This window comes from Magnetococcus marinus MC-1, assembly GCF_000014865.1.
GTDB lineage: Bacteria > Pseudomonadota > Magnetococcia > Magnetococcales > Magnetococcaceae > Magnetococcus > Magnetococcus marinus.
In genome coordinates this window covers 3,299,595-3,313,493 of sequence record NC_008576.1, presented here as the reverse complement: position 1 = coordinate 3,313,493, position 13,899 = coordinate 3,299,595, and the positions used below count along the sequence as shown (strand labels likewise).

The 13,899-nt window shown below is 53.7% G+C and carries 14 protein-coding genes; all 14 read left to right on the top strand.

The annotated features are described in order from the left end of the window. Window positions 1-155 precede the first annotated feature (155 nt). The 14 genes from MMC1_RS13365 to MMC1_RS13300 all read left to right on the top strand — a co-directional run bounded on the left by MMC1_RS13365 (window position 156) and on the right by MMC1_RS13300 (window position 13,606). Window positions 156-515 (top strand): helix-turn-helix domain-containing protein, encoded by a 360-nt coding sequence (locus MMC1_RS13365; RefSeq protein ID WP_265101275.1) that lies wholly within the window; start codon window positions 156-158, stop codon window positions 513-515. Between the two features lie 4 nt (window positions 516-519). Continuing rightward, entirely contained in the window at window positions 520-1,170 is a 651-nt protein-coding gene (locus tag MMC1_RS13360) for an ImmA/IrrE family metallo-endopeptidase (protein ID WP_011714217.1), read from the top strand. 74 nt (window positions 1,171-1,244) lie between these two features. Further along, complete coding sequence (locus MMC1_RS13355) at window positions 1,245-2,486, top strand: hypothetical protein (RefSeq protein WP_011714216.1); 1,242 nt, start codon at window positions 1,245-1,247, stop codon at window positions 2,484-2,486. Continuing rightward, window positions 2,483-3,592 carry a hypothetical protein gene (locus MMC1_RS13350; RefSeq protein WP_011714215.1) on the top strand — a complete coding sequence of 370 codons (1,110 nt, stop codon included), beginning with the start codon at window positions 2,483-2,485 and terminating at the stop codon, window positions 3,590-3,592. The genes MMC1_RS13355 and MMC1_RS13350 overlap by 4 nt, the downstream gene beginning before the upstream one ends. A 265-nt stretch (window positions 3,593-3,857) precedes the next feature. Then, a complete protein-coding gene (locus tag MMC1_RS13345; protein WP_011714214.1) occupies window positions 3,858-4,511 on the top strand; it encodes a sigma-70 RNA polymerase sigma factor region 4 domain-containing protein in 654 nt (217 codons plus the stop codon). Beyond that, window positions 4,495-5,298 (top strand): hypothetical protein, encoded by an 804-nt coding sequence (locus MMC1_RS21300; RefSeq protein ID WP_011714213.1) that lies wholly within the window; start codon window positions 4,495-4,497, stop codon window positions 5,296-5,298. The genes MMC1_RS13345 and MMC1_RS21300 overlap by 17 nt, the downstream gene beginning before the upstream one ends. Next, complete coding sequence (locus MMC1_RS13335; protein ID WP_011714212.1) at window positions 5,295-6,197, top strand: ATP-binding protein; 903 nt, start codon at window positions 5,295-5,297, stop codon at window positions 6,195-6,197. The genes MMC1_RS21300 and MMC1_RS13335 overlap by 4 nt, the downstream gene beginning before the upstream one ends. A gap of 5 nt (window positions 6,198-6,202) precedes the next feature. Continuing rightward, a complete protein-coding gene (locus MMC1_RS13330; protein WP_011714211.1) occupies window positions 6,203-6,841 on the top strand; it encodes a hypothetical protein in 639 nt (212 codons plus the stop codon). A gap of 17 nt (window positions 6,842-6,858) precedes the next feature. Then, complete coding sequence (locus tag MMC1_RS13325; RefSeq protein WP_011714210.1) at window positions 6,859-8,541, top strand: DEAD/DEAH box helicase; 1,683 nt, start codon at window positions 6,859-6,861, stop codon at window positions 8,539-8,541. After that, window positions 8,541-8,978 carry a DUF6511 domain-containing protein gene (locus tag MMC1_RS13320; RefSeq protein ID WP_011714209.1) on the top strand — a complete coding sequence of 146 codons (438 nt, stop codon included), beginning with the start codon at window positions 8,541-8,543 and terminating at the stop codon, window positions 8,976-8,978. The genes MMC1_RS13325 and MMC1_RS13320 overlap by 1 nt, the downstream gene beginning before the upstream one ends. 15 nt (window positions 8,979-8,993) lie before the next feature. Further along, window positions 8,994-10,199 carry a Spo0J and IME4 domain-containing protein gene (locus MMC1_RS13315; RefSeq protein WP_011714208.1) on the top strand — a complete coding sequence of 402 codons (1,206 nt, stop codon included), beginning with the start codon at window positions 8,994-8,996 and terminating at the stop codon, window positions 10,197-10,199. Beyond that, window positions 10,196-10,708, top strand: a complete 513-nt coding sequence (locus tag MMC1_RS13310) for a hypothetical protein (protein WP_011714207.1) — start codon at window positions 10,196-10,198, stop codon at window positions 10,706-10,708. Before MMC1_RS13315 ends, MMC1_RS13310 begins: the two co-directional genes overlap by 4 nt. Beyond that, window positions 10,701-11,471 (top strand): PD-(D/E)XK nuclease family protein, encoded by a 771-nt coding sequence (locus MMC1_RS13305; RefSeq protein WP_011714206.1) that lies wholly within the window; start codon window positions 10,701-10,703, stop codon window positions 11,469-11,471. The genes MMC1_RS13310 and MMC1_RS13305 overlap by 8 nt, the downstream gene beginning before the upstream one ends. Further along, window positions 11,468-13,606, top strand: a complete 2,139-nt coding sequence (locus tag MMC1_RS13300; protein ID WP_011714205.1) for an AAA family ATPase — start codon at window positions 11,468-11,470, stop codon at window positions 13,604-13,606. The genes MMC1_RS13305 and MMC1_RS13300 overlap by 4 nt, the downstream gene beginning before the upstream one ends. Window positions 13,607-13,899 lie beyond the last annotated feature (293 nt).

Sequence of the window (13,899 nt, the reverse complement as noted above, 5' to 3'; positions counted from 1 at the left end):
TCATATATACTCCGCAAAATCTGCAATCGTCCCATGCCTGGGCAATTTTCACTTTGTGATTGACAGCAGATAGGTGTGATGTTTACCATCAACTAAACGAAAGCACATTGAAGTGCATTGGGAGAAGTTACATGCCAGGAAACCCACAGTTCGGAATGTTCATTAGAAGCATGCGTGAGGAGAAGAAAAAGCGAGACCCCGCTTACTCCTTACGCAAGTTTGCAGAAGCCGCTGGAATCAGCGCCACCTTTATGAGCAAGGTGGAGAATGGTGAATTTGATCCGCCTGCACCGGATAAAATCAAAAAGATGGCGGAGCTTCTGGAGGTTAATTCTGATGAGCTCCTGGCAATGGCCGGGAAGGTAGATCCTGACCTGTCGGGTATTATTCGTGATCAGCCCAGAGCGATGGCAGACTTTTTAAGGACTGCACGAGATCTGAATCTTGGCCGAAAAGAGATAGAGGCGTTAACAGATAAGCTTCGTGCAGAGCGAGGCCTGGATCCAAGCGAGTAGTAGGATGAGGGTTCCCTATCTTCATAAGGCGGATATTGAGGCGGCAGCCAATGAGTTGCTTATGAGCTACCATTACAAGTTTGGAATGGAAGAGGCTCCGCCTGTGCCTGTAGAGGAAATCCTGGAATCCTTGTTGGGGTTGGCTTTGGAGTTTGACGATCTTGATGCCCTGCTTAATAAAAAGGGGGTGCTGGGTGCGACTTGGGTGAATGAGCGTCGTGTGGTGATCAATGAGATGTTGGATCCAACAGAGGATCCATCTGTGGAGGGGCGCTACCGTTTCACTCTGGCCCATGAACTGGGTCACTGGCAGTTGCATCGCCACCTGAGTTTTGATGAGGATGGGCAGACCATTTTATGCCGTTCGAAATCCAAGAAGGATCCCATGGAGTGGCAGGCGGATTGTTTTGCTGGCTATCTGCTGATGCCCAAGAAGGATGTGATCCGTTCATGGGAAGAGGTGTTTGGTACCCATGATCCCTATGACGCATCGGAAGAGCTCTACAATATGCAGAGCCGCTTTGATGAGGCTGGTGAAGCGTCAGAGGAGGGGTTAGTGGTTGATCTGGCCAGGGATCTGGCCGAAGTGTTTCAGGTATCCGGTTTGGCGATGCAGATTCGCCTCGTTGATATGGGGTTGCTGAAGCTGCGATAGGGCACACATATATTTTTTGTTTGCGAGGTTTAGTGTTCATTAAACAATAATAAAAGCAGAGATAGGAGAGGTCCATGGGCACCATAGAGGAAGTGCTTGAGCGGGCGGCTGCGCCTAAAGTAGAGTTTTGGGATGATGAGCTGGAGATCGGTCTGCAGCATTTGCTTCCCGAATTGGAATCTGAACGGTCCATGGCGGAGTGGGTGGACAAACTAACTGGGCGTCAACTTGCCATGCTGTGTCGCTGCACCCATACCATCACCAGGGACTCGTTACCTGATCGTCGAGAGGCGCTGAAGGCTCTGGGTGAGGTGTTATCCCCTTACCGGCTAGTTGATCACTTTGCCTACCGCAAATCTAAGGTGACCATTACCGAGTATGCCATGGCGACGTTAGATCAGCGAACCCTTCGTGACTGCCAGATCAACGATACCACGTATGACACCAAATCGCTGCTGTTTGCGCTATTTAGCCAGAATCCCAATGGGCTTAAGGATGTGTTCCTACTGGATAAACTGCAGAAAAGTGGCTTTGCCTGTATGCAGTTGTCTGGTCCAACGGATTGTAAGCATGATATGCCGTTTGAAGGGTTTCTGCAGCCAGAGCGTATCTGTGAGATTCTGACTGAATACGACCTCAAGAAGGATGATCAGCGTACTTGTGACTTCAAGGGCATGCTGGTAGAGGATGGCCGCCCCATGCTGTTCATCCGCCGTGCTGAAAAGCCAAGCAAGATTGTGCAGAAGGTGGGCATTGTCCACGGCTTTCATCCAGAATGGATCATCCTGGATTTTGAAGCCAACGCCCGTGGAGTAAGGATATCATCCTCCAGTCCTTCTGTTCCCCTTGAGATCGCCAATAGGATCGCGACCGCCTATTTCAGACAAGGTTGTAAATATGAGAACTTGAGGCTGGGCGACGAGGTAAGCCAGATCAAACGCTTTTTTGAGCAGTTGGTAAGGGGCACCCCCTATGGGCTGTCATTGGTTGAGCTTCAACTGCAAGCCTCTCCCTTCAAAGGGGAGGGAAAGCTGCGCCTGCGGGATGACAAATCCATCAGCCGCCCTGTAGCGCATCTTCAACATGTGTTCGGAAATGTCTTTACCCCCTTTGATAATATTGACTACATCCAAGTGCTCTATCAGGGTAAACGGGTGCGGATGCAGTTTGAATCGATTCTGGGGTGTGATGACATGTTCACTGTGCGCTATTCGGATCAGCCCCTGTCCATCCGTGAACGGGTCGCTTTTGAAAAGCTGCTCTCTTCACGTTTTGGCTTCCACATGGTCTCCATTGAGAAGAAGCACAGATCATGAAGATGCTGATGCTTGAAAGCGGCTGGAGTGTGGATCGCCCATCGGACGCGCTTTTATTGGAAGTGGCCAAGTTGGAAGAGATGGGGGTGATCACATCAGATCTTTACACCTACGTCCTCTGTTCCAATCCTGAGGATCGTGACTACCCCCCGCCAAATCATCTATGTAGTGGAAGAGTCCGCTTGGTGGATAGCCTGGATGAGGGGGCAGATGATTACCGCTGCCCGGAGTGCAATCATCCGGTCTATCCTGAGTATGACGAGAAACAGACCTTTCAGGAGCTGTGCTATCGGGTGGATCAGGAGGGGGCACTCTCCTTTCTGCAAGAAGAGATTGAGGCCATCGGCTCCATGCGTGCCCTGACGGACGGAGTCTATCGATGTGACCATGCCGATGGCGAGGTGATTGTCTGCGTGGTTGAGGTGTGTGAGCATCCCAAGTACCTCTCACGGGACTATGTGGCCTCAACGCCGACGGTGGTGGTTGCTCTGCATGACCGCAATGCTGAGCTGCGGCTTCTTGAAGAGCCCTGGTTGATCAAGACATCACTATCACAGTTGATACGAGGGGATCAGGACCTTGCCTCATTGATGCGTGATGCCTTGCATGCGCAGCCACCTGTGTTGACGCATACCTCGGTGCCGATCTACAACAAAGTGATTACACCCCTTTATCATCATCCCCCCGAACAGGTCGACTCTGATGTCCAGTTTCAGGTGGCGTTCAATGGTGAGCAGATCTTGATCAATGGTATCGAAGCTACGGGGGCCAAAGCTACAGCCCAGTTGAAGATCTTTGGCATCCTCTGGCGGCAGTTTCTCAAAGATGTGATGGGGAACAAACCAGCTGACGAGCATCAGATCATCACGGCTGACAAACTTACTGATGCGTTTCAGAGTGAGAATGCCGATGAGGTGGTTGATGCCGTTACGGTACGGCGCTATCTCAATCGTCTACGCAAAATGATGATGGAGCTGATCCGAAAACAGCTGGGTCTACCTATCATGCAGGACAGTATCATTGAAAACCTCAAAAACCGGCGAGGCCAACAGGGATACCGAATCAACCCTCATATGGTCCTGATTAGAGCACCGCAGTCCCGCTGAACCTCATCTACAATCAAATCACCCCCCCTATGCTCAGGCCAGTTGGTCTGAGTTTTTTTTATCCGCTTTTCCACCCTCTGATTTTGGGGATGAATACACCCAACTGTCTCACCATTTTTTAAAGTGTCTCACTGTGCTTTATAAGGCATTGAAAAATAGAGGGCGAAAAACTGCATCTGTCTCGCAAAAATTTCAAGTGACCTCAAAAAACCGTTTCCAACACGGGATAATTGTCTCCAACAACAACGCAGAAACGGAGGCGACCATGTTATCCAACAACAGCTACAACGGCCTGGATCCGCAAGCGATCAAGCTGATCCGCTACAAGGCCAATCAATTGGCAGAGATGCCCTGCTTCAGAGCTTGGGACGCAGAAGATGTCGAGCAGGAACTGGCAATCGCATCTCATCTGAGTGAATCAAATTTTGATGCCGATCTCAGCACCAAACGGACATTCCTGAACAAGGTGATACAAAACCGCTGCGCAACCATGGTGAACAAGGCATCTGCCCCTCACCGATTCCCAGGTGATGACTCACTCTCGTGGGAGACCCTGACCGATCTGGATCGTGAAGGGGCTATCGGTCATGTGGGAAGCCTCGAGGGTCCAGATGCGGTAGAGCTTCGCCTCGATTTTCACCATCACTATCAGCGCCTACCCGATATGCAGAAGCGTCTGTGCAATCTGCTTCCCTATTACGGTACCCACGTGCTTTCAAAAAAGATGGGGTGCAGTAAAACCACATTATATCGGCATATTGCCGACCTGAGACGCTCGTTCTGTCAGTTTGGTTTTCCAAAAAAAACGCGGCCTCGTGGGACGATTTCAACAAGAGCTGAGTATATATCAGATAAGGGGGTGCATCACAAAAAACACACCACACAAGCGGGGGAAAAGGGTCATGGAAGCGGAAATTGATCTTTGGCGTGCGGTATTGGCTCAAGCCATTAGTGATGCAGGCAGGCTTCTAAAAAAAGGGAAGAAGAAGCCAAAGCTTTGGAACGACCACCTGTTTCGAATGGATGTGAGGCATTTGCGGCGGTGGTTTCTCAGTCAATCCAAAGAGCCAGGTAGTTTTCGATTCGTGTGTGAGGTTCTAGATATTGACCATGAACGGGCATTTGGCCGAATTCAAGAGCAGTTTTTACAGCACATGGTGCTTCCACGGTGGAAGCCCGAACCCAAAGAGGAAAAGAAGGAGAAAACAGTCATGAAAACAGAGATGAATCCCACGTTGAGTGAGTTACACAGCATGCCCATAGGCGAACTGGCAGAACTCTCTCCTGAACAGTTGGCCAATCTGCAACAACAGGCGGCAAAAGCTGTGGAGTCGGCCAAGTTGACCAATGAGTTTCTAGAAGGCGTCATTTCACGTCGTTACGCAGATAAAGCTGATCTTCTGCGCAAAGAGGCTGGTAAGGACTTTGGCACGGTGCGCTTTCTCGACGGCGATGTGCAGGTAACGGCAGAGCTTCCAAAACGCCCGCATTGGGATCAAAAGCGACTCTCGGATCTGTTCGACCGGATCCGCAAAGCCGGTGAAGACCCCAACGAGTACATGGATGTCGACTACAAGGTGCCCGAGACCAAGTTCAAGGCTTGGCCCTCCCAGATCCGAAGTGCTTTTGAGGGAGCACGCACCGTCAAGGCTGGCAAGCCCACCTTCAAACTGTCGGTGAAGGATGAGCAGGAGATCGCGGCATGAGCGGGCTCCCCATCATTAGCGCCGACCAGCGCATGGCGGAGCAACGGGGCATCAAGGGGGTAATTCTGGGCCCCAGCGGCATCGGCAAGACCTCGCTGCTATGGTCCGTCGATCCGAGTTCCACCCTGTTCTTCGACCTGGAGGCCGGAGACCTGGCCGTGGAGGGGTGGCCCGGGGACACCATCCGTCCCCGCACTTGGGACGAGTGCCGCGACATCGCGGTGTTCATTGGCGGCCCCAACCCTGCGCTGAGGGATGATCAGCACTACAGCCAAGCGCACTACGACGCTGTTTTACAGAAGTATGGTGACCCCGGGGTCATGGCCAAGTATCAGAGCATCTTTGTGGACAGCATCACCGTGGCTGGACGGCTCTGCTTCCAATGGTGCAAGGGACAGCCTCAAGCTTTTTCGGAGAAGACCGGCAAACCAGATCTGCGGGGCGCTTACGGTCTACATGGTCAGGAGATGATCGCCTGGATCACCCATCTCCAGCACACCCGGGGCAAGAACGTTTGGTTCGTCGGTATCCTCGATGAGAAGACCGACGACTTCAACCGGCGCTACTACACCGCTCAGATCGAGGGTTCTAAAACCGGCCTGGAGCTGCCCGGCATTGTTGACCAGGTCATCAGCATGGTGGAGATCAAACCCGAGGAGGGTCCGTCTTATCGAGCCTTCATCTGCCAGACACTCAATCCATGGGGATACCCGGCTAAAGACAGAAGTGGTCGCCTCACCATGGTGGAGGAGCCCCATCTGGGTCGCCTCATGGAGAAAATACATCAACCCGGCAAACCGGCAGCGGAAAGGCTTAGCTTCGAACGCCCTGAGAAAGTGACCGAAGCCGCCCCCGCCACCGGCGCCCCCGTCGACATGGCAATGAACACAGGAGCATGACCATCATGGATAACAACTGGAACGATTTCAACAACGCTGAGAGTCAGCAAAGTTTTGACCTGATTCCCAAAGGGACCATTGCGCCGGTGCGCATGACCATCAAGCCAGGCGGTTATGATGACCCCAACCGGGGTTGGACAGGTGGGTATGCTACGCGTAATGCCGACACTGGGGCTGTTTTCCTCAAGGTAGAATATGTCATCACTGAGGGCAAATACGCCAAACGGAAGGTGTGGAGCAACATCGGCTTATTCAGCCAGAAGGGTCCGGAATGGGGCAATATGGGACGCTCTTTCATCCGCGCCATCCTCAACTCTTCTCGCGGTCTGAAAGATAAGGATAACTCACCCCAGGCTCAACAGGCGCGGCGCATCAACGGCTTTGCCGATCTGGATGGCATTGAGTTTTTAGCAAAGATCGATGTTGAGAAGGATCAGCGGGACGATTCTGATAAAAACGTCATCAAGTTCGCCATTACCCCGGATCACAAGGAGTACCAGGGCTACAGTGGTGGTGGGACTCCTGCGCCTGCGGCACCACCTGCTGGACAGGGATGGCAGCAACCCCCTGCGCAACAGCAGCCTGCGCCTCAGCATCAGTCCCAGGCCGCACCCCCTCCTCAAACGCCCAGTTGGGCACAGTGAGGGGGTGAGCCATGGTTATGTTGAGACCACGCCAAAAAATCTTTGTAGAGCGATCAGTGACCGCTCTCAAGGAACATGGCAATACACTCGGGGTCTGTCCCACAGGTGGGGGGAAGACCTATATGTTGTCCTCTGTCGTTGGGAAGGTGCTGAAAAAGAAGGAGGAAAAAGCCTGCATTCTGGCGCACCGGGATGAGCTGACCCGCCAGAATGTGATGAAGTTCACCAAGGTCAATCCAGGGCTTTCTACCTCCGTGGTGGATGCCCGTGGCAAATCGTGGCGCGGTCGCGCCACCTTTGCCATGGTGCCGACCCTGGCGCGTCAGCAAAATTTGGACGCCATGCCAGAGCTGGACCTGTTGGTGATTGATGAGGCGCACCATGCAGCGGCCAACAGCTACCGGCGTATCATCGATACCGCTCTGGATCGCAATCCGGACTGCCGCATTTACGGTCTTACCGCTACGCCCGGGAGGGGAGATAAACAGGCCCTGCGACCTATTTTCAGCAATGTCGCAGACCAGGTCCGACTGGGTGAATTGATCCAAGCGGGCAATCTGGTCAAACCCCGCACCTTTGTCATCGATGTGGGGGCCCAGGAGGCGCTGAAAAACGTCCGCAAAACGGTGGATGACTTCGATATGGCTGAGGTGGATCGGGTGATGAACAAGGCTCCGGTTACCGAGGCGGTGGTCAAGCATTGGAAGGAGAAAGCAGGAACCCGAAAAACGGTGGTGTTCTGTTCCACCGTAGATCATGCCCGCAATGTCACCGACGCTTTCAATGCAGCTGATGTTGAAGCGGTGATGGTTCATGGGGAGCTCTCTTCAGCAGAGCGGAAAGCCACCTTATCCCGGTTTGAAAAGGGGTCGGCCATGGTGGTGGTGAACGTCGCGGTCCTCACTGAGGGCTACGACCATCCTCCGGCCTCCTGTGTCGTGCTGCTCAGACCCAGTTCGTTTAAATCCACTATGATCCAGATGGTGGGCAGGGGGCTGCGTACCGTCGATCCCAACGAATACCCCGGGGTGATTAAAAACGACTGCGTGGTGTTGGATTTTGGTATCTCATCCCTGCTGCATGGCTCTCTTGAGCAGGATGTGAATCTGGATGGCAAAGAGCTGACGGGGGAAGCGCCTACCAAGCAATGCCCCCAATGCGAAGCCATTCTTCCCATTGCCATGCAGGAGTGCTCACTCTGCGGCTATATCTGGGAATTCGTAACTAGCCCTGAGGATAATCCTGAGTCGATCGCCGATTTCATCATGTCCGAGGTGGACCTTCTGGCCCGCTCCAGTTTTCGCTGGGTGGACCTGTTTGGTGATGATGCCGCCATGATGGCGGGGGGCTTTAATGCCTGGGGCGGTGTCTTCTACCTTAACGGCTTCTGGCATGCAGTGGGTGGGGTAAAAGGACAGCCTACCCGGCTGCTCTCCATCGGGGAACGTACTGTCTGCCTGGCGGCCGCCGATGACTGGCTCAATGAGCATGAGAGTGATGAGTCGGCCCACAAAACCAAGTCCTGGCTTAATCAGCCACCAACGGATAAGCAGCTGAAATATCTTCCGCCTGATATGCAGATGGATATGGGTATGACCCGTTATCAAGCCTCTGCGCTACTCACCTTTCGGTTTAACAAATCGGTCATTCGCAACCTGATCTTTCAGGCGGATCGTCAGGCTCTGTCGGAGGTGGCGTGATGGCTATGGCGTGGACAAGGCGGCCAAGTACCTGGCACGACCCGGCCTGGGGGTGGGTATCACTACCCCCAGGGTTAAAAACCCGCCGAATCGGTCTGGGCGCTTTGCAGCGTAAAGAGAAACAGCTCTTTCAGCGCCATCTGGAAAACCATCCCCAGCATGTGCTGATCTGGCTGCTTGGCAAGGTCAGGGCAGTGCCGGTGGATCTGTTACTGGAGGTGCGCAACATGGTTGACGCTACCAAACTGGAAAAAGCAGCTATGGCGGCAACACTGCCGCTATTGGGCGAGTACGTAGCCAGTGTCGATATGCAGCGCCCCCTTGCGTCGTACAGCAAGGAAGAGGTGCTCACCATGGTGGAGGTGGTCATCACCGCCTACCAGGAATATATGGCCAAAGCGACCCCCGATACGCTGCTTGATGACATACCGTTCTAAACGAGGAGAACCTCGATGAAAACCTATGAATTTCACCCCATCGCCGACATCTTCCCGTTGATGTCAGAGCAGGAACTCAATGAGCTGACCCAGGACATGCGTGATCATGGGCAGCGTGAACCCATCTGGCTGCATGCCGATGGCCGAATTCTGGATGGTCGGAACCGTTACAACGCCTGCTGCACCATCGGAGCAGAGCCATCTGTAGAAATCTACCAGGGGGATGACCCCGTGGCGTTCTCTATCAGTCTCAACCTACACCGCCGTCATCTTAACGAATCCCAACGGGCCATGGTGGCAGCACGATTGAAGCCCATGTTTGAGGAGGAGGCGCGTTCACGGATGTTACAGGGAGGCTCATCAGACCCTATGGCAAATTTGCCACAAGGTAAAGTTGGGGCTTCTCGTGAACATGCTGCGGAATTGGCCAACGTATCAGCACGGTCCGTCGAAAGCGCATCCCGCGTCCTACGCAAGGGCACCCCTGACCTAATTGAGAAGGTGGATAAGGGCAATGTGTCGGTATCAGCGGCAGCCGATGTTGCCAACTTATCAGAAAATGAGCAACAGGTGGTGGTGGCCAAAGGAGAGGAGGCCATCCTGGAGGCAGCCAAGGAGATCCGCTCTCGCAAAGCCAAGGAAAATGCCGCTTATCGAGCACAGGTACGTGCCGATGCCCTCAAAATGGATCTACCTGATGGAAAGTACCGCACCATCATCATCGACCCCCCGTGGCCCATGCAGAAGGTCGAACGGGATCAGCGACCCGACCAAGTGGGGTTCGACTACCCCACCATGAGTGAGGTGGAGTTGGCTGATCTGGATGTGGGTGGGCTTGCCCATGAAGAGTGTCACCTCTTTCTCTGGACTACCCAGAAGTTTCTGCCCATGGCCATGCGGTTGATGGAGAAGTGGGGCTTTCCCTACATTTTCCAGATGGTGTGGCACAAGCCAGGTGGTTTCCAACCTTTTGGATTGCCCCAGTATAACTGTGAATTTGTGTTGTTCGGACGCAAGGGGAGTCTTGAGTTTCTGGAGACCAAAGCGTTCTCCACCTGTTTTGACGCGCCTCGCCGTGAACACAGCCGAAAACCCGATGAGTTCTATGATCTGATCCGGCGGGTTTCTCCATCCCCACGCATCGATGTGTTCTCTCGTGAACAGCGGGAGGGGTTTGATACCTGGGGGGCAGAGAGTGGCAAGTTTGGAGAGGTGGCATGAGTACCTATCAGAGTGACCGCAGATGGTCCGACCGTTTCTTACCCACCATTCAGCAGATCGTGGGCCCATTGCTCATGACACCGGCACCGGTGGAACTGGATGTACACGAGGCCACCGACTTGATGTTACTCACAGCCAAGGATATGCGCATTGCCTGTCGCATTCGACGGGCGGGGTATGCCGATCGCTATGGCCATGAGTTTACCATGCGTTCCCGCCGTCATGACTTAGGAGGTAAGACAGAGATCAACAAAATAGCTGAGGGTTTCGGCGACTGGATGTTCTATGGCCATGCGCTGGATGAAATCTCCTCAACCCTGAAGCGCTGGTTGATCATCGATCTGGATGTATGGCGTCAGCAGGTCAAAGTCAACCTGGGCACAATCACCTGGGAAGAGCGGCGCAACCGGGATCAGGAGACCTCTTTTGTCTCCTTCGATGTGCGCACATTTCCTGCGCATCCCCCCATCCTCATTGCGAAAGGGGAGATGGAGGTGTGCCGTGCTTGATTTCAATCACGACGGTGGGGGTGTTGCCCCCACCATCAATCACCTCATCGACATGGCACTGGAGGAGGACAATCACCAACAGACGCCTCGCACCTACCTGGGCGCATCCCGTTTGGGTGTGGCTTGTGAGCGGGCACTGCAGTTTGAGTATGCCCATGCGCCCAAAGATCCGGGCAGGGATTTCGATGGACAGTTGCTGCGCATCTTTGCCGCTGGGCATCTCTTTGAAGACATGGCGATAAAATGGTTGCGTATGGCCGGGTTTGAGCTCTTTACCACCAAGGGGAACCGCCCCAACGGTGAACAGTTTGGCTTTGAAGCGGCCGGTGGCCGGATACAGGGGCATGTGGATGGGATCATCATGTCCGGCCCCCCCAGTGTGCTCATGAAATACCCCTGTTTATGGGAGTGTAAATCCCTCAACGACAAATCATGGAAAGACACGGTCAAGAAGGGGGTGGTTCTCTCAAAACCGGTTTATGCAACGCAGATGGCAATCTACCAAGCCTATATGGAATCCCAGGTTACGGGCATTTCTGCTAATCCAGCTCTGTTTACCGCCATCAACAAGGATACAGCTGAGCTGCATCATGAACTGGTTCCGTTTGATGCTTCCCTGGCGCAGAAGATGTCCGATCGCGCTGTGCGGATCATCAAAGCTACAGAGGCCCATGAACTGCTGCCCCGGATCAGCCGGGAGTCGACACACTTCCAGTGCCGTATGTGTGCATATAGTGATCGCTGCTGGAGTCTATCAGCATGAATAATGGGGCTTCATATCTCGATTTCAATGATGCCGGTGGACAGCAGGAGTTTTCCTCTGTTGCGGAGCAGCATCATGAAAAGGAGGAGATAAAAGCACGCCTGCAGAGCCAGATTGAGTTAGTGCTTTATCACCTGTTGCCTGCCGGGAAGGTTCGTCATGGGCAGTTCTTCATCGGAGATGTGGAGGGCAACCCCGGTGAGAGCATGAAGGTTGAGCTGACGGGAGAAAAGGCCGGGGTCTGGTATGACCATGCCGCAGGTTCGGGTGGCGATATCTTGGAGTTGTGGGCCCGGTCACGAGGCATGGACACCCGCACCCAGTTCCGTGACGTCATGGATGATGTGCGCGACTGGCTGGGAGAGTCCGTGAGATTGCCACCTGTATCGATGCAACCCACTCAACGGCGTGAACCCCCCATGGATAAGTTGGGGCCCCATACCGGTAAGTGGGACTATTTCGATACCAATGGCCAACTACTGGTCTGTGTCTACCGTTACGATCCTCCGGGCCGCCGAAAGGAGTTTCGGCCCCTGGATGTGCGCACTGGCAAGTGGCAGTCGCCAGCGGTGACGCCCCTCTACAACCTCCCCGGCATCATTCACGCCGCTGAGGTGGTGTTGGTCGAAGGGGAAAAGAGCGCCCAGGCGCTCATCGATGCGGGAATCCCGGCTACCACCTCCTTGGGCTCCAAGGGACAGATCAACCGTGCCGATTGGAGTGTTCTCCAGGGTAGGCGGGTAATCATCTGGCCCGACCGGGACAAGGCAGGATGGGAGTACGCCCAATTGGCATCACAAGCCGTTAAGGGTGCTGGAGCCCATGAAGTGTCCATTCTCACACCACCAGAGGGAAAACCGGAAAAGTGGGACGCCGCTGATGCCGTGGCCGAAGGGATGGATGTGCGTGCTTTCATCCATGGAACACCACGGCAGGAACCACAGACCCGGAAACGCCGCATTCGACTGATGGATTGGACCTTCGACCGTTATGACGGCCCACCCCCGCCACGGGAGTGGTTGGTTGAGGGTGTTCTTCCCCTCGGAGTGCCCGGCATGGTCGCCGCCATCGGTGGAGCAGGAAAAAGCATGCTGTTGTTGGACCTTTGCATCAAGGTGGCTCAGATACATACAGGGAATCCCATTCCCACAGAGGCGCTGGGAGGTCCTTTGGTCCCTATTGAAGGTACAGCGGTCATGCTCACCGCTGAGGACGATCAAGATGAGATCCACAGACGACTCAATCTGCTTGTTGGAGATCTTCCAGATCCCAGAAGGCTGATTGTGATTCCACTGCCCAATGCAGGTGGTGCTATGCCCCTTGTCGCCATGGGTCGTGAAGGCCCTGTACTCACTGATGCCTACGAGGAGATGCGTCAGGAGCTATTGGAAATCCCAGACCTGCGATTAGTGGTCATCGATCCACTCCAAAGCTTTGCAGGCGGAGATGTCAATAGTGACCCCGCCGCAGGGTCCATGTTCTTTGCTGGGTTGGGCCGCATTGCTGCTGAAACAGGGGCAACCACATTAGTAGCGCACCATTTCAAGAAAGTGGGTAGCAAACCCATTCACAGCGCCAGTGAAGCCAGAGAAGCAATCCGTGGCACCACTGCCCTAGTTGACGGTGGGCGCTGGTCTTACGCCCTATGGGAAGCCTCACAGGATGAATCCATCAAGATCTGCACCCAATTGCAACGCAGTTATGAACGTGACTCTGTGTTCAATGGTGCGGTGGTCAAAAGCAACTGGCCAGTTGATAAAGCAGTTAGGGTCTATGTTCGCGAATCATCGACAGGGTTACTACAAGATCGTTCAGTTGACCTCGCTATGCGCATCAGTGGCAATGAAGATTTAAGTAAAAGTCTTGTCATGGCTCTGGGTAAAGCAGCATCCAATGGCCAACCATTCACGAAAACTGGCGGCAATGGTGTCTTTGAACGCAGATCAGAGCTTCCAGGCGACTTACAGGCGTTTTCCAAGCATAAGATAGCAGAGTTGATTGACTCCTTATTGCGAACAGGACGGCTAGTGCAGTGCGTAGCACCGGGTAGTCATATCAAAAAATGGCTCGATGTTCCGGGGGGTGAGTTTGCACTTGGCGTCGGTGAATTTCAGCTGGGATCTGGAGCTGAATGATGAGGAAAAATGCGTTCCCGGAACCTACCCATTCCCGGAAAAATCCGGGAACCGGGAACGTTAACATATTGAATTGTATAGGGTACACAGTTCCCGCCGGGAACGTTCCCGGCCATTCCGGGAAGACGTTTAACTTATTGATTACTTAAGGAGAAATCAGCTCGTTCCCGGTTCCCGGCTTTCCCTATATATAAATATATAGATGGGGGTGGTATGGAAACCCACCCCCCATCATGAATGACTGTTCAACAATTCCGCAGCCCGGCAAAGGGAGCGGATTCAAATCGGACGGT

Coding starts and splice junctions, on each gene's coding strand:
- MMC1_RS13365 (WP_265101275.1), top strand. CDS start 156: ATGTTCATTAGAAGCATGCGTGAGGAGAAGAAAAAGCGAGACCCCGCT.
- MMC1_RS13360 (WP_011714217.1), top strand. CDS start 520: ATGAGGGTTCCCTATCTTCATAAGGCGGATATTGAGGCGGCAGCCAAT.
- MMC1_RS13355 (WP_011714216.1), top strand. CDS start 1,245: ATGGGCACCATAGAGGAAGTGCTTGAGCGGGCGGCTGCGCCTAAAGTA.
- MMC1_RS13350 (WP_011714215.1), top strand. CDS start 2,483: ATGAAGATGCTGATGCTTGAAAGCGGCTGGAGTGTGGATCGCCCATCG.
- MMC1_RS13345 (WP_011714214.1), top strand. CDS start 3,858: ATGTTATCCAACAACAGCTACAACGGCCTGGATCCGCAAGCGATCAAG.
- MMC1_RS21300 (WP_011714213.1), top strand. CDS start 4,495: ATGGAAGCGGAAATTGATCTTTGGCGTGCGGTATTGGCTCAAGCCATT.
- MMC1_RS13335 (WP_011714212.1), top strand. CDS start 5,295: ATGAGCGGGCTCCCCATCATTAGCGCCGACCAGCGCATGGCGGAGCAA.
- MMC1_RS13330 (WP_011714211.1), top strand. CDS start 6,203: ATGGATAACAACTGGAACGATTTCAACAACGCTGAGAGTCAGCAAAGT.
- MMC1_RS13325 (WP_011714210.1), top strand. CDS start 6,859: ATGTTGAGACCACGCCAAAAAATCTTTGTAGAGCGATCAGTGACCGCT.
- MMC1_RS13320 (WP_011714209.1), top strand. CDS start 8,541: ATGGCTATGGCGTGGACAAGGCGGCCAAGTACCTGGCACGACCCGGCC.
- MMC1_RS13315 (WP_011714208.1), top strand. CDS start 8,994: ATGAAAACCTATGAATTTCACCCCATCGCCGACATCTTCCCGTTGATG.
- MMC1_RS13310 (WP_011714207.1), top strand. CDS start 10,196: ATGAGTACCTATCAGAGTGACCGCAGATGGTCCGACCGTTTCTTACCC.
- MMC1_RS13300 (WP_011714205.1), top strand. CDS start 11,468: ATGAATAATGGGGCTTCATATCTCGATTTCAATGATGCCGGTGGACAG.